The sequence below is a fragment of the Rhodococcus sp. RD6.2 genome (assembly GCF_001040705.1).
Lineage (GTDB): Bacteria > Actinomycetota > Actinomycetes > Mycobacteriales > Mycobacteriaceae > Rhodococcus_G.
Genome location: NZ_CVQP01000001.1, coordinates 331,275 through 349,783 on the forward strand (window position 1 = coordinate 331,275; position 18,509 = coordinate 349,783).

15 protein-coding genes are annotated in these 18,509 nt (G+C 68.7%); 6 read left to right on the forward strand and 9 right to left on the reverse strand.

The window, feature by feature from the left end:
- Window positions 1-2 precede the first annotated feature (2 nt).
- Window positions 3-1,718, reverse strand: coding sequence for a peptide chain release factor 3 (locus tag RHCRD62_RS01500; RefSeq protein WP_050062888.1), 1,716 nt, complete (start codon window positions 1,716-1,718; stop codon window positions 3-5).
- A gap of 214 nt (window positions 1,719-1,932) precedes the next feature.
- Between RHCRD62_RS01500 and RHCRD62_RS01505 the strand changes: the two genes are divergently transcribed.
- A complete protein-coding gene (locus RHCRD62_RS01505; protein ID WP_050062889.1) occupies window positions 1,933-3,570 on the forward strand; it encodes a fatty acyl-AMP ligase in 1,638 nt (545 codons plus the stop codon).
- 14 nt (window positions 3,571-3,584) lie between these two features.
- On the opposite strand, the gene RHCRD62_RS01510 is transcribed toward RHCRD62_RS01505, so the two are convergent.
- The gene (locus RHCRD62_RS01510; RefSeq protein ID WP_157050763.1) at window positions 3,585-4,019 is read right to left on the reverse strand and encodes a hypothetical protein; all 435 of its coding nucleotides are present in this window, start codon (window positions 4,017-4,019) and stop codon (window positions 3,585-3,587) included.
- Between the two features lie 355 nt (window positions 4,020-4,374).
- Between RHCRD62_RS01510 and RHCRD62_RS01515 the strand changes: the two genes are divergently transcribed.
- Entirely contained in the window at window positions 4,375-4,869 is a 495-nt protein-coding gene (locus RHCRD62_RS01515) for a flavin reductase family protein (RefSeq protein WP_050063408.1), read from the forward strand.
- 50 nt (window positions 4,870-4,919) lie between these two features.
- Complete coding sequence (locus tag RHCRD62_RS01520; protein ID WP_050062891.1) at window positions 4,920-5,624, forward strand: alpha/beta fold hydrolase; 705 nt, start codon at window positions 4,920-4,922, stop codon at window positions 5,622-5,624.
- Between the two features lie 82 nt (window positions 5,625-5,706).
- Here the strand turns inward: RHCRD62_RS01520 and RHCRD62_RS01525 are convergent, their stop codons facing one another.
- From RHCRD62_RS01525 to RHCRD62_RS01535, 3 genes are all read right to left on the reverse strand, one after another.
- Window positions 5,707-7,365 carry an AMP-binding protein gene (locus RHCRD62_RS01525; RefSeq protein WP_050062892.1) on the reverse strand — a complete coding sequence of 553 codons (1,659 nt, stop codon included), beginning with the start codon at window positions 7,363-7,365 and terminating at the stop codon, window positions 5,707-5,709.
- The gene (locus RHCRD62_RS01530; RefSeq protein ID WP_050062893.1) at window positions 7,362-8,315 is read right to left on the reverse strand and encodes a cyclase family protein; all 954 of its coding nucleotides are present in this window, start codon (window positions 8,313-8,315) and stop codon (window positions 7,362-7,364) included. The genes RHCRD62_RS01525 and RHCRD62_RS01530 overlap by 4 nt, the downstream gene beginning before the upstream one ends.
- A 147-nt stretch (window positions 8,316-8,462) precedes the next feature.
- On the reverse strand, window positions 8,463-9,305 hold the full coding sequence (locus RHCRD62_RS01535; protein WP_084734010.1) for a TetR-type transcription factor C-terminal domain-containing protein: 843 nt from the start codon (window positions 9,303-9,305) through the stop codon (window positions 8,463-8,465).
- A gap of 89 nt (window positions 9,306-9,394) precedes the next feature.
- On the opposite strand from RHCRD62_RS01535, the gene RHCRD62_RS01540 reads away from it, so the two are divergent.
- Window positions 9,395-11,050 (forward strand): class I adenylate-forming enzyme family protein, encoded by a 1,656-nt coding sequence (locus RHCRD62_RS01540; protein WP_050062894.1) that lies wholly within the window; start codon window positions 9,395-9,397, stop codon window positions 11,048-11,050.
- A gap of 27 nt (window positions 11,051-11,077) precedes the next feature.
- Here RHCRD62_RS01540 and pth read toward each other — a convergent pair whose 3' ends face one another.
- From pth to RHCRD62_RS01555, 3 genes are all read right to left on the reverse strand, one after another.
- Window positions 11,078-11,656 (reverse strand): aminoacyl-tRNA hydrolase, encoded by a 579-nt coding sequence (pth, locus tag RHCRD62_RS01545; protein ID WP_050062895.1) that lies wholly within the window; start codon window positions 11,654-11,656, stop codon window positions 11,078-11,080.
- A 94-nt stretch (window positions 11,657-11,750) separates the two neighbouring features.
- A complete protein-coding gene (locus tag RHCRD62_RS01550; protein WP_050062896.1) occupies window positions 11,751-12,371 on the reverse strand; it encodes a 50S ribosomal protein L25/general stress protein Ctc in 621 nt (206 codons plus the stop codon).
- Window positions 12,372-12,581: 210 nt separating this feature from the next.
- Window positions 12,582-13,859, reverse strand: a complete 1,278-nt coding sequence (locus tag RHCRD62_RS01555; protein WP_050062897.1) for a helix-turn-helix domain-containing protein — start codon at window positions 13,857-13,859, stop codon at window positions 12,582-12,584.
- Window positions 13,860-14,021: 162 nt separating this feature from the next.
- Here RHCRD62_RS01555 and RHCRD62_RS01560 point away from each other — a divergent pair, with 162 nt between their 5' ends.
- Window positions 14,022-15,860, forward strand: coding sequence for an NAD(P)-binding domain-containing protein (locus RHCRD62_RS01560; RefSeq protein WP_050062898.1), 1,839 nt, complete (start codon window positions 14,022-14,024; stop codon window positions 15,858-15,860).
- 96 nt (window positions 15,861-15,956) lie between these two features.
- On the opposite strand, the gene RHCRD62_RS01565 is transcribed toward RHCRD62_RS01560, so the two are convergent.
- Complete coding sequence (locus tag RHCRD62_RS01565; protein ID WP_050062899.1) at window positions 15,957-17,126, reverse strand: aminotransferase class V-fold PLP-dependent enzyme; 1,170 nt, start codon at window positions 17,124-17,126, stop codon at window positions 15,957-15,959.
- Window positions 17,127-17,269: 143 nt separating this feature from the next.
- Between RHCRD62_RS01565 and egtA the strand changes: the two genes are divergently transcribed.
- Entirely contained in the window at window positions 17,270-18,502 is a 1,233-nt protein-coding gene (egtA, locus tag RHCRD62_RS01570) for an ergothioneine biosynthesis glutamate--cysteine ligase EgtA (RefSeq protein WP_157050764.1), read from the forward strand.
- Window positions 18,503-18,509: the final 7 nt, after the last annotated feature.

Consider the following 18,509-nt stretch of genomic DNA (forward strand, 5'->3'; position numbering starts at 1 on the left):
AGTCAGTCGGCGGTCGCGACGAGCGGCTCGAGCGTGAGCTCGGGGAGTTCCTTCTGGATGTACTGCAGACGCCACTTGTCGCTGACGAGGGCGAGGAGGACGCCGTCGGAGCGGGTGAAGACCTCGACTCCGCGCTGGCGGCCGAGCTCGACGGCGGACTCGGCGTCGGTGCGCCGCGCCAGCTGGTACGGCAGACCCTCCATTCGCGCCTCGACGTTGAACTCCGCCTTCATCCGGGCCGCGACGACCTCGAACTGCATGGGACCGACGGCCGCCATCACCGGGGACGCGTCGCCGCGGATGTCGTTGCGCAGGATCTGCACGACGCCCTCGGAATCGAGCTGGTCGACGGCGCGGCGGAACTGCTTGTACTTGCCCGCACTCTCGGCGCGCAGCGTCGAGAAGTGTTCCGGCGCGAACGACGGGATCGGCGGGAACTCGACCTTCTTGTCGGTGAACAGGGTGTGCCCGGGGGCGAGTGCGGTCGCGTTGACGAGACCGACGACGTCGCCCGGGTAGGCGCTGTCGACAGTGGAACGCTCGCGGCCGAACACCGTCTGTGCGTACTTGGTCGCGAACGGCTTGCCGGTCTGCGCATGGGTGACGACCATGCCGCGCTCGAACACCCCGGAGACGACGCGCATGAACGCGAGCCGGTCACGGTGCGCGGTGTCCATGCCCGCCTGCACCTTGAACACGACCGCACTGAACGGGTCGGTGACCTCCCGCTCCTTGCCCGCGAGGTCGGCGCGGGGGCCCGGAGCGGGCGCCAGTTCGACGAGGGTGTCGAGGATCTGCCGAACGCCGAAGTTGAGCATCGCGGACGCGAAGATCACCGGCGACGTCTGTCCGGCGATGAACAGTTCCTGATCGTGGTCCTGGCCGGACGCCGACAGCAGCTCACTCTCCTCGACGGCGGTGTCCCACTCGCTGCCGTCCCGAGTCGCGGCAGCGTCGGCGTCGAGGATCTCCTCGGGGGCGATCTTCGCGCCACCCGCGGTGCGGGTGAATCGGATGTACTCGCGGGGAGCACCCTCTTCGCCGCGGCGCAGCAGCCCGCGGAAGTCGCCTGCGATGCCGACGGGCCAGTACAGCGGCGTCGGCGTGAGGCCGATGCGCTCCTGGATCTCGTCGAGCAGTTCGAGAGGGGACTGGCCGGGGCGGTCCCACTTGTTGATGACGGTGACGACCGGGATGCCGCGGTGCCGGCACACCTGGAACAGCTTCAGCGTCTGCGGTTCGAGACCCTTGGCCGCGTCGATCAGCATGACGGCGGCGTCGACCGCCGTGAGCACCCGGTAGGTGTCCTCGGAGAAGTCGGAGTGGCCGGGGGTGTCGACGAGGTTGACGACGTTCGGTTCCTCGTCGGGGTCCGTCTCGGGGGACTTGTAGTTGAACTGCAGTGCAGTGGAGCTGACCGAGATGCCGCGGGCCTTCTCCATCTCCATCCAGTCGGAGACGGTCGACTTGCGGCCGGCCTTGCCGTGGACGGCGCCCGCCTCGGCGATCATCTTCGCGTGCAGGGCGAGGGCCTCGGTGAGCGTCGACTTGCCCGCGTCGGGGTGCGAGATGACGGCGAAGGTGCGGCGGCGGCCCGCCTCGGCGGACAGTGCGCGCGCGGACCGGTCGATCGTGCCGGTGGCAGTCGTCGCGGCCTCGGATCCGGCGACGGCCTCGGACTCGGGTGCAGGTGTCGTCGACGCGGGCTCGGTGGTCACCGGGGAGTTTCCTTTGCTTGACGGAGTCGGGTCGCGCACGGGGGTGCCGTGGCGAACGGCCGGTAGTCCAGGTTACCCGCCCTGTGGTGGCCCGATTCGCCATGTCGGTCGTGGGCGTTCGGGGCAGCGTGAACCCACACCGGGAATGTGACGTGTAACACAACGGTGGTGTCTAGGGGAAATACCTTGTAGCGACCCGGTGAGGAGTCACGCCATGAGCAGATTCACCGACGAGATGTACGAGACCGCCGCGACCAGCAGCGCAGGCCTCGTCATCGGCGAGCCGGACAGCCCTTCGCGTCGGACCTGGGGGCAGATCCACGCCGCCGCGCGGCACATCGCAGGTGGGCTCGGTGCGGCGGGCGTGGGGGCGGGTGATTCGGTCGCGGTGCTCGCCGGTGAATCCGTCGACATCGCGCCGACCTGTCAGGCGGTCTGGATGCGCCGTGCTGCGGTGACCATGTTGCATCAGCCGACCCCGCGCACCGACCTCGAGGTGTGGGCCCACGACACCGAGGTCGTCGTGCGGATGATCGGCGCCCACGCCGTCGTCCTCGGATCGCCCTTCGAAGCGGCGGAGCCGGTGCTCGCCGCGCACGGCATTCCCGTCGTCACGGTCGACGGCCTCCGCGGCGCCCACCCCGTCGATCCGCTGGACGCGGCGGAATCCGATATCGCGTTGCAGCAGTTGACGTCCGGGTCTACCGGATCACCGAAGGCGGTACGGATCACGCACGCGAACTTCTACACGAACGCGAACGCGATGCTGGACCGGATCAAGTTCGACGCGCAGAGCGACGTGATGATCAGTTGGCTGCCGCTGTTCCACGACATGGGCATGGTCGGTTTTCTGACACTCCCGATGCAGTTCGGTGCCGAGATCGTCAGCGTCACCCCGCTCGACTTCCTCCGTGCGCCACTGCTGTGGGCGGACCTGATGAGCAAGTATCGAGGAACGATCAGTGCCGCACCGAATTTCGCGTACTCGATGCTGGCACGCCGACTCGCTCAGGCGCCGGACGGCGCAGTCGACCTGTCGTCGGTGCGCTGCCTGCTCAACGGGGCGGAACCCGTCGACGCCGACACCGTGCTCGCGCTGGCCGCTGCGGGCGAACGGTTCGGCCTCGACCCGGCGGCGCTCGCGCCCACGTACGGGATGGCGGAGGTGACGCTCGCGGTGTCGCTGCCGTCGCCGGGACAGGGCATGGTGCTCGACCTGGTGGATCCGGACCTGCTCGGCGCGATGCACCACGCGGTGCCGTCGACGCGCAGCAATGCCCGCAAGATGGTCACCCTCGGCAAGCTCGTCTCCGATCTCGAGGGTCGGGTCGTCGACGAGGACCGCCACGAGCTGCCCGCCCGCTGCGTCGGCGTACTCGAGGTCCGCGGACCGTCCGTCACTCCCGGCTACCTCACTGCCGAGGGGCCGAGGGCCGCGCAGGACGCGGACGGCTGGCTAGACACCGGCGACGTCGGCTACTTCACGGGGGACGGGCTCGTGGTGGTCTGTGGACGCGTCAAGGACGTCATCATCATGGGTGGCCGCAATGTGTACCCGACCGACATCGAGCGGGCCGCCCTGACCGTGCGGGGCGTGCGCCCGGGCAACGCGGTCGCGGTGCGCCTGGACGCGGGGCAGAAGCGGGAATCGTTCGCCGTCGCCGTCGAGACCAACGCGATCGACGACCCCGGCGAGGTGCGGCGAATAGAACACGACGTGGTGCACGCGGTGGTCTCCGAGGTCGGGGTCCGGCCCCGCACCGTCGCCGTCCTCGGGCCGGGCAGCATCCCGAAGACCTCGTCGGGCAAGCTCCGGCGCACCCATTCGGCGATCCTCGTGGGCGGCGACTGAGTGCGAACCGGTCGCTACGCGGTGGAGCAGGCGTCGCTGACGGGAACCTCCGCAGACCATCGGTTGGACCCGACGTCGCGTGCTCGGACGGAGGCGTCGGCTGTGCCGTCGCAGTCTCCGGGTTCCGGAGACTCGTAGCTGAACGCGCCGGCGACGAATCCCGGTAGGTTCCGAGCCGTCGTGGTGAAGGTGGAGATCGTGCCGTCCGACCGCCTGACCGTGAGATCGACGGGACTGCCGACGGTGAAGTGGTCCCCGTTGATCCTCACCCGGGCGACGCCGTCGCCCACCGGGGCGCAGACGCCGCCGTCGCAGACGATGGACTGCCGATATGTCGTCAGCCAGATCGCGGGAGCGTCGGAAGCCCAGTTCTGGGCCGCGCCCGAAGCGGCTCCAACCTGGGGCAGTACGAGGACCGCCCCGATCACGAGTGGTGCGATGAGTTTCATGACGAGTCCTTCCTCGGAAAGGGTGTCCCGGTTCTCGGGGGTTCCCGAGTCTCGGGGGAGGAATTCATCGTCCGGACCGCCGGGGCGCGGCACACGAGTAGTCGACTACGCGATCATGTGTCCGGTGTCGCCGAGCACGACAACTCCGATTGCATGCACGCGGTGCCGCCCGGCGGTCAGGGGTCCGGAACGCTACGCCGGACTGCCCGTCGGGGGAAGGGATTGACTCGTCCTGATTCGAAGTACTGACGGTTGACAGGTGCTGTGCCGCAACCAGATTCGACTCCCTGTCGATCTCGTTCTATGGTGGGTGCTCGATGTGCGTCACCGCCGCGTCGACCCGAACGGAGATCCCATGAGCACCACCTTCGCCTCGCTGGACCAGGCCTCACTGCGCGAGGTCTTCGGACATGTCCCCAGTGGCGTCGTCGCGGTGTGCGCGGAGGTCGACGGGGAGCGCGTCGGGCTTGCCGCGAGCACGTTCGTTCCGGTGTCGCTCGACCCGCCGCTGGTTGCATTCTGCGTGCAGAACACGTCGACCACGTGGCCGCGGCTCGAAAGTGCCGCGCACATCGGCATCAGTGTGCTGGGTGAGTCGCACGATGGCGCCGCTCGGAGCCTCGCCGCCAAGACGGGAAACCGATTCGAGGGTCTGTCCACCGAGACGACCGACGGCGGCGCGGTGTTCGTGGGTGGGGCATCGGTGTGGCTGGACACGTCGGTCTCGCAGCAGGTTCCGGCCGGTGATCACGCGATCGTGATCCTCCACGTCAACGAGGTGCGGCTACAGTCCGACGTGGAACCGATCGTGTTTCACCGCAGCAGGTTCCGTTGGCTGAGGTCGCAGTGACCCGTGGCCGTGATCGGTCACATCGAGTCGAGAGAAAGGTGAGCGTCGGCATGGCACTGCACGTACAGGAGTGGGGCGCCGGCGACCGGGTGGCCGTCCTGATCCACGGACTCGGCAACTCGAGCGACTCGTGGTGGAGAGTGGGCCCGGCCCTTGCGGACAACGGATACCGAGTCGTCGCCGTCGACCTCCCCGGACACGGGAAGAGCGAACCTCTCGCCGCCTACAGCGCCGAGGCGCTCGCGTCGTCCGTCGTCGCGTCCGTGCCGCGTAATCCGGCGCTTGCGATCGGCCACTCGCTCGGCGGACTCGTTCTCGCCCATGCGGTCGCGGAGCTGCGTCCCGGTATCGCCGTGTACGAGGACCCCGCGTTCGTTGTATCCTCGGATCCGATTGTGGCAGAGGGTTTCCGAGCGCAGAAGGCGTGGCGAATCGACGACCTCGAACGTGAGCATCCGCGCTGGGACGACACCAGCAGGCGCCACAAGCTCGGCGCGCTCACGGCGTGGGACCCGACGATCGTCGACCACCTCGGCGCCTTCACGTCCGCTCCGGTCGACGCCCCGGTCGTTCCCTCCGTGCTGGTGCTCGCGGACCCGAGCAGACTGATTCCGTCGCCGTTCGCGGACGCACTGGCCGCACGTGGCTTCGTCGTCGACGTCGTTCCCGACTCCGGGCACGTCATCCACCTGGACGACCACGACGGGTTCCTTGCCGCACTGGCGCGTCACGGTGTCGTCCCTGCGCGAGGATGACGCGGACACCGGGCTCGGCCGAAGTCCGGGAACGGTGTGGGGTGCGCCTGTCAGAGCGCACCCCACACCTGCCGCACCAGGATCAGCGCACGTCCCGCAGTTCCCGTCGCAGGATCTTTCCGGTGACGGTCTTCGGCAGTTCGCCGACGAACTCCACCTGACGCGGATACTTGTAGGCGGCCATCTGTTCCTTGCAGTACGCGACGATCTCGTCGGGTTCCACTGACGCGCCGGGCTGGAGGGAGACATACGCCTTGACCGTCTCGCCGCGGTATTCGTCGGGCACACCGACAACGGCCGCCTCTCGCACGGCGGGATGGGCGTAGAGCACGTCCTCGACCTCCCGTGGCCACACCTTGTAGCCCGAGGCGTTGATCATGTCCTTCTTGCGGTCGACGACGTAGTACCAGCCGTCGGCGTCCATGAACCCGACGTCGCCGGTCTTCAGCTCGCCGTCCGGGATCGACTCGGCGGTCTTGTCGGGCTTGTTCCAGTACCCCTTCACCACCTGGGGCCCGGAGGTGACGAACTCGCCGACCCCGCCGACCGGGACGTCCTCGCCGTCCTCGCCGACGACCCGCACGACGGTGTTGAAGACGGGGACACCGACGGACAGGGCACCCGAGGTCGGGTCGACGGGGGCGCGGACCCCGAGCGGGACACCGTGGGACGGCGACGACGTCTCGGTGAGGCCGTAGATGTTGTGGATGTAGGCGCCGAACACCTTCTCGAGTCGATCCGCCATCGCGGGCGCGATCGGGGCGCCGCCCGAGTACAGCACGCGCAGGCTCTGGAAGTCCTCCGGTGTGGCGCCGGGTGCAGTGGAGAGGGCGTTGTACGCGGTGATCGCCGCGACGGTGAACACCGGCTTCCATTCGCGGATCGCGTCGAGCGCCACGTCCGGAGCGAACCGGTGGGTGAGCGTCAGCGGTGCCCGCGCCAGCATCGCCACCATGACGTGTCCGACGAGCCCGGTGATGTGGAACAGCGGGGCGATGCCGAGCACGCCCTCGCCGGCGGTCAGGCCCGTCCAGTCCCGGTAGGTCTGCGCGTTGAACGTCAGGTTGCCGTGGGTGTTCATGGCGCCCTTGGGTTCTCCGGTCGTCCCCGAGGTGTAGGTGAGGACCGCGACGTCGTCGGAGGTGAGCGTCGGCGCGGGCGGCGGGGTGCCGTCGTAGGCCGCGATGATCTCGGCGAGGTCGAGGGCTTCCTCGGCGCGGTGCCGTTCGGCCCCGTCGAACAGGCGCGGATCGTTCCGGGTCTGGAAGTCGAGCGCCGACGTCGTGACCACCGTCCGCACCGACGTCTTCCCGGTACCGATCACCTCGGCGGCGACGTCGCGGTACAGGTCGTCGAGGGTGAGCAGAGCTATCGCGCCGGAATCGACGAGCATGTACGTCAGTTCCCGCCGGCGGTTCATGGGGTTGATCGCGACCGCGACCCCGCCCGCCTTCCAGGCCGCGACCAGCCCGATCACGTACGAGGGGTTGTTCTGCGTGTACACCGCGAGTCGCTCACCGGCGGCGAAGCCGTCCGCGACCAACGCGGCGGCGAGCGCATTCGCAGCCCGGTCGACGTCAGCGAAGGTCAGTGTCGCGTCGAAGTAGTGCAGGAACGGGCGAGCAGGGTCCGACGCCACCGCCGCGTCGAAGACCTCGAGTGCGGTGGCGTGTTCGGCCTCGATGTCGGAGGGGGTGCCCTCCGGGTAGAGGGCCAACCACGGCCGGTCGGTGTAGCTCACTTGATCACCACCGGGTTCACCGGGGAACCGCTGGCGCGGTGGATCTTCAACGGCGCCGCGACGTAGAAGAACTCGTACACGCCGTCGGTGGCGCAGTCCTCGGCGAGCTTCTCCAGGTCGCAGATCTCGGTGAACGCGATACCCAGGTTGCGCATGAGTGCGTTGTGCAGCACGAGCGCGACGCCGTTGTGCGGGTCGGTGGTGATCTCGTTGGCGATGGTGTCGGTGACGAGGTTCGGGATCTCCATGTTCTGGAACCACTGCACCAGCTCGGGCGAGTAGACCAGGCCGGGCTCGCAGAAGTCGCCGTAGAAGCCCTCCGAGTCCTGGAAGAACAGCGCGAGGTGGTTGGTGCGGATCAGCAGGATGTCACGCGGCTTGATCTCGATTCCCTGTGCGGCAGCGCACTTCTCGAGGTCGGTGTGGTCGAAAGTCTCGCCCGCCGCCAGGTGGTTCACGTCCCGGAAGCGAGCCATGTCGAGCAGCACCGCACGTCCGGCGACACCGCGCTGGGCGATCGGCTCGACGCTGGCCTTGTCCAGGCCGCCGACGGTGGTGCGGGCGTCGTAGCCGTTGTAGATCTGGCCGTCGTACCAGACGTGACCGAGCGCGTCGTACTGCGTGCTGCCCTGCAGGAACGCGTTGATCTTGTCGTCGGCGTAGTGCAGGCCGCCGGGGAAGGCGGGTCCGTCGCCGCCCTCGTCCCAGTGGGATTCGTCGAGGATCATCTCGCGGGTCGCCGGGCTGCGGCCGGGCCACACCGGGTCGCCTGCCGGGTCGCCGATGAGGCGCTGGAGGGTGAACAGGGCGCCCTTCCTGATCAGGCCGACGCCGCCGAGGACCTGTTCGGGCGTCAGGTAGTTGAGGCTGCCGACCTCGTCGTCGGTGCCCCACTTGCCCCAGTTGGACGGGGAGTCTGCGAGCAATTCGGTGAGATCGGGCGTGGTCATCGGCTCTCCAATGAGTTGATCTGACTGAAATTGAACGGTCCGAGCGATCGTTCGGACGGTTCAGTGAGATCAGCATCACAGGAATCGACGCGGCCGTCAAGTGTGCAGCGAAGGCGAAAGTGCCTGGGGGTCAGTCATTCTCGATGTTCAGCGAGACTGAACCTGCATCATCGCCAGTGCGTGGCCGGCGTAGTCCCGGGCGACCTCGTCCGGGCTGAGCGGCCCGGTGGGGGAGAACCAGTAGGTCAGGGCCATGCACATGGTCGTCACGGCTCGCGCCGTGCCGCGCGGGTCGGGTGTCGTGAAGGTTCCGTCGGCGGCCGCAGCCACCGCCGCCGCGTCGAGCCGTGCCTGCAGGCGCCGGCGCGCGTCGGCAACGGTTCGGCGGTCGGGCTCCTCGAGACTCCGCATCTCGGTGGCGGTGATGAAGGCGAGGTCCCGGCGGACGGTGTGACCCAGTGCCAGCGCCTCGACCATGAGGGCGAACCTCTCGGCAGGCCGGTCACCTTCGGCGTCCGCGGCCGCGACACGCCACTCGATGTCCTCCATCGTCCGCGTCATCAAGGTGGCCAGAAGGTGCTGCTTGCTGCGGTGATAGTGGTAGATGCCTGCCACGCTGCTGTCGGCGGCGGTCGCGACCAGGCGCATCGTCGCGCCGTGGTATCCGAGATCGGTGAACACCTCGACCGCTGCCCGGAGGGCCGGGTCGAGGTCGAGTTCGAAGAAGCGGCGCCAGTCCGTGTCCCCGGATGCCGCCGGTGTGTCGACAGGTGCGCGGTCGGGCGGGGGGCTGAGCAGGCGGGCGGGCGGGACGTCGAGGTGTCGGGCGATCGCATGCAGCCGGTCGATTGTCAGCGCCACCTTCCCGTTCTCGATCGCACTCATTGTCCCGACGCTGACGTCGATCGCCGAGGCGAGGGCGCGCAGGGACATCCCGGACTGCTGCCGGGCCTGACGGACGGCGGGCCCGGTCGAGTTCTGTTCAGCCATACTGAACACGGTAGCGTGGGTTGGCCCGCGCTGTGGACCAGCGACCGGTGATGCCCGCCCGGTCGGGCGAGCAGCGGAATGGAGGTCGGGTGAGCGCGTACGACGAGCGGCCGTGGCTCGCGCATTACGGCGATCGGCCGGCACACATGCGTGTGGAATTCGGTACAGCGATGGACATGTTCGACGCCGCGGTCGTGGCGGCCCCGGACGACCCTGCGGTGCGGTACTTCGACGGCGTGCTCTCGTGGGCCGAACTGGATCGGGCATCGGATGCGCTCGCCGCGTTGCTCGCGTCGCGTGGATTCGTGCCCGGGGACCGGTGCGCGCTGTACGTGCAGAACGATCCGGCGTTCGTGATCGGGTTGGTCGCTGCCTGGAAGGTCGGCGGTGTTCCGGCCGCGATCAGCCCGATGAGCAAGGCCGACGAGTTCGAGTGGTTCCTGCGCCGATATCGTCCGTCGGCACTGTTGGCGCTCGACGACCTGTACGTCGAGGTGGCCCGTCCCGTCCTGGCAGCGGATCCGGGTCTCGCCGTGCCGGTGGTGGTGACCGTGTCCGGGTTGGACGGCCAGTCCCGCACCGACGTGCGGGTGTTCGCGGGGGTCGAGCGGCTCCGGCCGCCCGACACGATAGATCTCGCCGCGCTGATCGCAGGGTATGACGGCCCGGTGGTTCGACGGCGTCCGGTCGGTCCCGGCGATGCAGCCGTTCTGCTGGGCACGTCGGGAACGACGGGGTTCCCGAAGGGTGCGCGGATCAGTCACGCGAACCTGACCTTCAGCACTCAGCTGTACCGCGACTGGCCGGGAGTCCTCCCCGGCGAGCCGATCCTGGCACTGGCGCCGGTGTTCCACGTAACCGGTCTCGTGGGCGCGGTCACGCTGGCAATGCTGTCGAAATCGCCTGTCGTGTTGACCCATCGCATCCATCCGGGGGTGATCGCCGACGCGATCCGCGAGCATCGCCCCGCGTTCGCCGTGGCAGCCGTCACCGCCTATATCGCGCTCGCTGACGAATCCGACATCACCCCCGCCGAGATCGCGCCGCTCCGGTTGCGCTACTCCGGCGGTGCGCCGGTCGATCCCGGGGTCGCGGACCGGCTCGAGGTTGCGCTCGGTGGCTACATTCGCAACGTCTACGGCCAGACCGAGACGACTTCGCCGACGCACATCGTGCCGCCGGAGGTGCGCGCACCTGTCGACGCGGAGACCGGAGTGCTGTCGGTTGGCGTGCCGGTGTCGAACACCATGGTCCGGGTTGTCGATGATGTCGGCCGCGACCTCCCCGTCGGCGAGATCGGCGAGCTGGTGACTAGCGGCCCACAGGTCATCGGCTCCTACTGGGACGACCCGGAGGCGACCGCTGCGGCGCTGACCGGTGGTGAGCTGCGTACCGGTGACATCGGATTCATGGACGCCGACGGCTGGTTCTACGTCGTCGACCGAAGCAACGACGTCATCAACGCGGCCGGCTACAAGATCTGGCCGCACGAGGTCGAACTCGTGCTCGCCGAGCATCCCGACGTCGTGGAGGCCGCGGTCGTCGGTATCCCCGACGACTACCGGGGCGAGTCGGCCAAGGCATTCGTGGTGACGCGACCTGGAAGTACGGCCACCGAAGCCGAACTGGTCGACCACTGCCGTGAGCGTTTGGCGGCCTACAAGTATCCGCGAGAGGTCGAATTGGTCGGAGCCCTTCCTCGGTCCGCGACCGGGAAGTTGTTGCGACGCAAGCTGCGTGGCTGAGAGTGCCGGGAGCCCATTCCCGGTGACTCAGTGCAGCTGGTTCTGAGCTGCCTCCAGGCCGACGCGCAGCAGCAGTTCGACCGCATCCGCCGCCTCCTCGCACACGAGGTCGAGCTCCTTGCGTTCCACCGTCGAGAACGGCTTGAGCACGTAGTCGGCGGGATCCATACGGCCCGGCGGGCGGCCGATGCCGACCCTGGTGCGCAGGTAGTCCTTCGTGCCGAGGGCCTGCGAGATGGAACGCAAACCGTTGTGGCCGCCTTCGCCGCCGCCCATCTTCAGACGGAGGGTGCCGTAGTCGAGGTCGAGCTCGTCGTGCACCACGACGAGGTTGCCGGGGTCGACGGAAAAGAATCGAGCAAGTGCGGCAACGGGTTTGCCGGACAGGTTCATGTACGTCCGCGGCTTCGCGAGAATCACCTGACGTCCGGCGAGTCGGATGGTGACGGCATCGGCGCCGGACTTCTTGTGCACGCTGAACCGTGCCCGTTCGCGGGCGGCGAGGGCGTCGACGACCATGAATCCGACGTTGTGCCGGGTCTTCTCGTACTGCGGTCCGGGATTGCCGAGGCCGACGACGAGTGCGGTGTCGTTCGAGTCGCTCAACGTGGTTGTCCTGTCCTGACGAAGCGCGACGACGCGCCGCCCGCGGTGGGGCGACGCGTCGTCGACGTCAACTGATGTGGTCCGCGGAAGCGGATCAGGCCTCTTCGCCCTCGGCTGCCTCGGGGGCCTCGGCGGCCTCTTCGCCCGCGCCCTCGAGCGACTCGGCGGACGGCGCCTCGACGATGTTGACGAGCAGCAGCTCGGCGTCGTCCTGCAGCGTGACGCCGGAGGGCAGGGTGACGCTGCCGGCGAGGATCTGGGTGCCGGCCTCGGCGCCCTCGATGGAGATCTCGACCTGCTCGGGGATGTTCAGGGCGTCGGCCTCGACCTTGACGGTGGTGACGTCCTGGGTCACCAGGGTGCCCGATCCTGCATCGCCGGTGAGGACGACGGGAACCTCGATGGTGACCTTCTCGCCCTTCTTCACGACGAGCAGATCGGCGTGCTCGATGTGGCGACGGATCGGGTGCACGACGACGGACTTCGTCAGCGCGAGCTGCTCGGTGCCGTCGATGTTGAGGTTGATGACGACGTTGGTGCCGTGGGCGCGGAGGATCGCGGCGAACTCACGGGCGTTGACGCTCAGGTGCTGCGGGTCGGTTCCGTGGCCGTACAGAACGGCGGGCACGTTGCCGTCGCGGCGGGCGCGGCGGGCGGCACCCTTGCCGAACTCGGTGCGGACGGCGGCGTTGAGATTGTTGACGTCGGTCGACATGGGGAAACAGCTCCTACGGCTCACATCAGTGTTTACGGGTACTCGGTGATTGCTTTGGTGTCGGCTCTACGGGGGGCGACGGACGCGCACGGCCCCGGAGCAATGCTCGCTGGAGTAACCGTGGCCGCGTCGATCACGGTGAACCCGTATCAGTGGGTTCGCCCTCGCCGAGACAACGCAGGACAGCCTACCGGAACGCGGCGTCCACGGCTAATCGCAGGCGAGGGCGCGGACAGCCGGGCTCGTGGACCGTCGGACGAACGCGCATTCGGCGAGCAGGTCGGTGTCACCGAGGTCCACGTCCAGGTGGACGGACTCGGCGAGCCGGTACGGCCTGCCGTCGATCACGGAACCGAGGATGCGCCGCAGACGGGAGATCTCGGCCCGAATCGCGACGGCGTGATCGGGGTCGCCGTAGAGGCCGGAACTCAGGTCGGCGACGGACAGGCCGCGCGGCCCCGCGCGGTGCAGCAGGAGCAGGATCTCTGCGTGCCGACCCGACAGGGGAGCGCGCCAGGAGTTGTCGGCGCCGGACACCACGACGACCGGCGACCCTGACAGGTCCAGTCGCATCTCGATCCGAGCGCCCTGGTCATGGGGGCGGATCACCCAGCCTCCTGCGACCCGTTCCGGTGAGCACGGGCCGAGTCCCGGCACCGTCAGCGTCCGGTCGTCCCGCGGTGCCGCGACGCGCTTGGTGGCCGCGACGCCGGAGGCGTGCGCGACCCAGCCGTTGTCGTCGACCAGGAGGATCGGACCGGTGCTGGACGCCAGCATCGGTGCGGCGGTCAGGCGAAGGCGTTCGAGCCGCGACTCGTGGTGCCGCCACAGTTGGGCCTGCGCGAGCCGGACGGCGGTCTCGACGAGTGCGGTGACGGTGGGGTGCAGGGTGAGCGCCGGTCCGCTGACGTCGACGACGCCGAGAAGCTCGCCGGTGCGGGGGTCGTGGACGGGGGCGGCCGTGCAATACCAGGGATGCTGCGTCTGCTCGAAGTGCTCACCCGAAAAGAGTTGCACCGGGGAGCCTTCCGCAATCGCGGTGCCGATGGCGTTGGTTCCGACGACGTCCTCGGTCCAGGTGGCGCCTTCGCGGAATCCGAGCGAGTCCGCCCGGGCGCGCACGCGTGCGGAGCCCGAGCGCCACAGGATGACGCCGTCCTCGTCGGTCACCACCATCAGCAGGTGCGAGGCGTCGGCGACAGCGGAGATCACCTGGTCGAGATCGACGATCACGTCGGCCAGCGCGGACCGCCTGCGGCGTCGTTCGATCTCGTCGACGGCGAGCAACGCCCGTGCATTGGTGCCGTCGGGGGCGAGTCCGGACTGCAGGACCCGAGCCCACGACCGCTGCACGACGGCGCGGGGCCTGATCGGCGAGCGTCCGCCGCCGATCAGGGCGTCGTGCATCCGGACGAGGTCGCGGGCGTGCCGGGACAGGTCGGTGCCCGGCTCGATGGCCCCGTATCCGGTGGCACGGACATCGCCCACGGTCTCCGCCTCTGCTCGCTGGTCCCGCGAGCATATGTCCGCGATGTGTCGGGTGTCACACGCGATGAGTGGTGCGGGTGTCGTGCAACGCGCTGCAACGCTTGTCGCGCGTATCTACCGAGAGTGTGCTCTGTGTCACACGACAACGAAGGGATTGGCGCCATGACACAGACACTCGACCCCGCGGCTCGCTCCGCCACCGGATCGCCGAGGGAACGGGTCGACGCCTGGCTGACGGAATTCGAGGCCGCGCTCGCGACCCGGGACGTCGATGCTGCGGCCGGCCTGTTCGCCGTCGACGGCTTCTGGCGCGACCTCGTCTCGTTCACCTGGAACCTCAAGACGGTCGAGGGTCGTGACGGCGTCGCGGACATGCTCGGCGAGCGTCTCGACGACACCGATCCCTCCGGCTTCCGCGCCACCGAGGAACCCACCGAGGCGGACGGTGTGGTCTCCGCCTGGGTCGCGTTCGAGACGGCAACCGGGCGCGGCGAGGGTCACCTGCGGCTGCGTGGAGACGAGGACGGTCGCGACCGCGCGTGGACCCTGCTGACCACGCTGCAGGAACTCAAGGGACACGAGGAGGGGAAGGGCACGCGCCGCCCGATGGGCGCCGAGCACGGCGCGGATCCGAACCGCGTCACCTGGTCGGAGCAGCGGGACCTCGAGGAGCGTGAACTGGGGTACTCGGCGCAGCCGTACGTGGTGATCGTCGGCGGCGGGCAGGGTGGCATCGCGCTGGGTGCGCGGATGCGTCAGCTCGGAGTGCCCGCCCTGGTGCTCGACAAGCACGACCGCCCCGGTGACCAGTGGCGGGGCCGCTACAAGTCGCTGTGCCTGCACGACCCGGTCTGGTACGACCATCTGCCGTACATGCCTTTTCCCGACAACTGGCCGGTGTTCGCGCCGAAGGACAAGATCGGCGACTGGCTGGAGATGTACACGAAGGTGATGGAGGTGCCGTACTGGTCGAAGACGACATGCACGTCCGCGTCCTACGACGAGAAGCTCGGCACGTGGACCGTCGAGGTGGTCCGCGACGGAGAGCCGATCACGTTGCGCCCCAGGCAACTGGTGCTCGCCACCGGCATGTCGGGCAAGGCGAACGTCCCGTCGTTCCCCGGCATGGAGAAGTTCCGAGGCGATCAGCACCACTCCAGCGCGCATCCCGGTCCCGACGCCTACGCGGGCAAGAAGGCCGTGGTGATCGGCGCGAACAATTCCGCCCACGACATCTGCGGCGCGCTGTGGGAGCACGGCGCTGACGTGACGATGGTGCAGCGCTCGTCGACGCACATCGTGAAGTCGGATTCGCTCATGGACCTCGGCCTCGGCGACCTGTACTCCGAGCGGGCACTCGAAGCCGGAATGACAACACACAAAGCGGATCTCACGTTCGCATCGCTGCCGTACCGGATCATGCACGAGTTCCAGATCCCGATCTACGAGAAGATCCGCGCCCGCGACGCCGACTTCTACGACAGGCTGGAAAGTGTCGGGTTCCAGCACGACTTCGGTGACGACGGTTCGGGGCTGTTCATGAAGTACCTGCGCCGCGGATCGGGCTACTACATCGATGTCGGCGCCGCCGAACTCGTCGCGAACGGTGACATCGCTCTGGCACACGGGAACATTCGTGAGCTCACCGAGAACTCGGTGATCCTCGACGACGGCACCGAACTCGAGGCCGACGTCGTGGTCTACGCAACCGGGTACGGGTCGATGAACGGGTGGGCCGCGGACCTGATGGGGCAGGAGATCGCCGATCGGGTCGGCAAGTGCTGGGGTCTGGGCTCGGACACCACGAAGGATCCCGGGCCGTGGGAGGGCGAGCAGCGCAACATGTGGAAGCCGACCCAGCAGGAGGCGCTGTGGTTCCACGGCGGCAACCTGCATCAGTCGCGGCACTACTCGCTGTACCTGGCTCTGCAGCTCAAGGCTCGGTACGAGGGCATCTCGACTCCGGTGTACGGGATGCAGGAGGTGCACCACCTGAGCTGAGTCGTTCGCTTCGCAAGCCCCTCCCGTCGAGATGGGAGGGGCTCGCGGAGTGGGCCCGGGTGCCGATGCGGCGCGAGCGGGTCCGGCGAGACCCGTTCACAGTTCCGCGACGGCGGCGACCAGACGGTCCAGATCCTCGAAGGTGTTGAAGTAGTGCGGCGACGCGCGTAGGACACCGTCGAGTCCGCGACGCGTCATGTCGACCCAGGTTGATCCGCGACCGCTCACGGTGACGGTGACGTCGCTGTCCGCCAGCACCTCCCGGGCGGAATTGGGGTCGACACCCTCGACGGTGAACGAGACGATGCCGCTGCGGTGGCCACCGAGGTCGCGGACGGTGACACCGGGGAGCGCGGCGAGCTCGGTGCGGGCGAATTCCGCTCGCGCCGAGACCGCCGACGCCACCTCGTCGATGCCGAGGTCGAGCAGGTATCGGATCGCGGCACCGAGACCGAGCCTGCCTGCGACCGAACACTCCCAGAACTCGAACCGGGATGCGTCGGGTGCGAGCCGGTACCCGGTCTCCTCCGCCCACTGCGCTCCGTGCAGGTCGAGGGCCGCGGGTTCCATGCTCCGTGCGAGCTCGGGGCGCAGGTACAGGAAGCCGGTGCCGCGAGGTCCTCGGAGCCACTTGCGTCCCGTCGCCGACAGGGCGTCCACGCCGAGTTCACGGACGTCGACCGGCACCTGACCGACGGACTGGCAGGCGTCGAGCAGCACCAGTGCACCGACGCCGTGGGCGAGGTCGACGACTTCTCGGACCGGATTGATGAGGCCGCCGTTGGTCGGGGCGTGGACCAGCGAGACCAGGCGGACCCGCTCGTCGAGCATTCGGTGCAGGGCGTCGAGGTCGATCTCGCCGATCGGGGTCGACGGCACCACCTCGACGCTCGCACCGCTCGATCGGGCGCGCTGGAACGCCGCTATCGCGTTGCTGGCGTACTCCACCTCGGTGATGAGGATGCGGTCGCCGGACGCGAGCGGAACGGAGTAGAAGAAGTCGGCCCATGCCCGTGAGGCGCTCTCCACGAGTGCCAGGTCGGCGGGCTGGGCGCCGAGCAATTGCGCGAGCGACCCCTTGACGTCGGCGAGGTCGTCGGCGCGTTCCGCTGCCGCCCGGTAGCCGCCGATCTCCGCCTCGCGCCGCAGGTGACCGATCATTTCGTCGAGAACGGGATTCGGCGGGAGGGACGATCCGGCGCTGTCCAGGAACACGCGTCCCGCGCACCCGGGTGTGTCGGCGCGGACGCGGCCTAGATCGAGCATCGGGCCTCCAGAATCGGTCGACGTCTGCGGTCGACGCTACCCGTGCGGCTCGCTGTGCGGGTGATGACAGCGACCGCGATTCCGGTCTACCCTCGGTCACGTTCTGTGATCCGTACATGCCGTCCGAGGATCGGAGCACGGCGATGACCATGGCAACACGAACGGGGTCCGCGCGGCTGACCACCAGGGCCGCGGCGGAGGCGTACGTCGGTGGGGTCTGTTTCAAACTCGGCCCGCCGCGGCTGATCGGTGCCGAACTGGAATGGTTGACGGCTGCTCGTGACGGTGCGCGTCCCCGACCCACCGATTTTGCCGCTGCTCTCGGACCGCATGCTCCGACCTCGATCGTCGCCGATTCCCCCGCGCGGGCACTTCCCGGTGGCAGTGTCGTCACCCTCGAGCCGGGCGGTCAGATCGAACTCTCCAGCGCCCCGATGTCCTCTGCCGAGGAATTGTGCGCGGCGCTCGCCTCCGACTCCACCCGGCTGGAGCACCTGCTCGCCGGCGCGGGCATCGCGATGCGATCGGGGGCGGCGGACCCCGATCGAATCGCGGATCGCATCCTCCCCGCTCCCCGATACCGCGCGATGCAGCACCGCTTCGACCGGATCGGTCCGTTCGGGCGGTTGATGATGTGCAACACGACCGCCACCCAGATCAGTGTCGACGCAGGTGCCGACGCAGCCGAGGTCTCGGCCCGTTGGCGTGCGCTCTACGCGATCGGCCCGGCCCTGCTGGCGGCGTTCGCCTGCTCACCGCGGCTCCGCGGGGTTCCCGGTGGTCGGTGGGCCTCGCAGCGGATGCGCACCTGGTTCGAACTCGACCCCGGACGCACCGACCCGCCGCGACTGTCCGACCCGATCCGCGACTACGCGAGCTGGGCAGTCGACGCTCCGCTGCTGTGTGTGCGCGGCGGCTGCGGGGACAGCGCCGACGACTGGTCGGTTCCCGGTGACGCCAGATTCTCGGATTGGGTTGCCGGTGAGCTGGATTCGGTGATCGGTCGGAGTCCGAACGTGTCGGATCTGAACTATCACCTCACGACGTTGTTCCCTCCCGTGCGGGCGGCCGGGCATTTCGAGGTGCGCTACCTCGACGCACAGCCGGGTGACGGGTGGCGAATCCCGGTGGCCGCGCTTTCCGCGCTGGTCGGCGATCCGGTGACCGTCGAGGAGGCAACCGCGATCGCAGCACCGACCGCGGACCGATGGCGCTGCGCCGCCGAACTGGGACTGATCGAACCCGAATTACGTACCGCTGCCGTCGATCTCCTGGAACTGGCCGCGTCCCGCTCGGCGACGTTCGCGCCCGACCTGGCCGCCGCGGCGGAGCGATGTCGCCGTGGACGCACCGTGACAGGGGTGTCGGCACCGTGACCGAGGA

Bases quoted from the DNA above. Each gene is read 5' to 3' on its own strand.
- RHCRD62_RS01505 (WP_050062889.1), top strand. From the start codon at position 1,933: ATGAGCAGATTCACCGACGAGATGTACGAGACCGCCGCGACCAGCAGC.
- RHCRD62_RS01510 (WP_157050763.1), bottom strand. From the start codon at position 4,019: ATGAAACTCATCGCACCACTCGTGATCGGGGCGGTCCTCGTACTGCCC.
- RHCRD62_RS01515 (WP_050063408.1), top strand. From the start codon at position 4,375: ATGAGCACCACCTTCGCCTCGCTGGACCAGGCCTCACTGCGCGAGGTC.
- RHCRD62_RS01520 (WP_050062891.1), top strand. From the start codon at position 4,920: ATGGCACTGCACGTACAGGAGTGGGGCGCCGGCGACCGGGTGGCCGTC.
- RHCRD62_RS01530 (WP_050062893.1), bottom strand. From the start codon at position 8,315: ATGACCACGCCCGATCTCACCGAATTGCTCGCAGACTCCCCGTCCAAC.
- RHCRD62_RS01535 (WP_084734010.1), bottom strand. From the start codon at position 9,305: ATGGCTGAACAGAACTCGACCGGGCCCGCCGTCCGTCAGGCCCGGCAG.
- RHCRD62_RS01550 (WP_050062896.1), bottom strand. From the start codon at position 12,371: ATGTCGACCGACGTCAACAATCTCAACGCCGCCGTCCGCACCGAGTTC.
- RHCRD62_RS01560 (WP_050062898.1), top strand. From the start codon at position 14,022: ATGACACAGACACTCGACCCCGCGGCTCGCTCCGCCACCGGATCGCCG.
- RHCRD62_RS01565 (WP_050062899.1), bottom strand. From the start codon at position 17,126: ATGCTCGATCTAGGCCGCGTCCGCGCCGACACACCCGGGTGCGCGGGA.
- egtA (WP_157050764.1), top strand. From the start codon at position 17,270: ATGACCATGGCAACACGAACGGGGTCCGCGCGGCTGACCACCAGGGCC.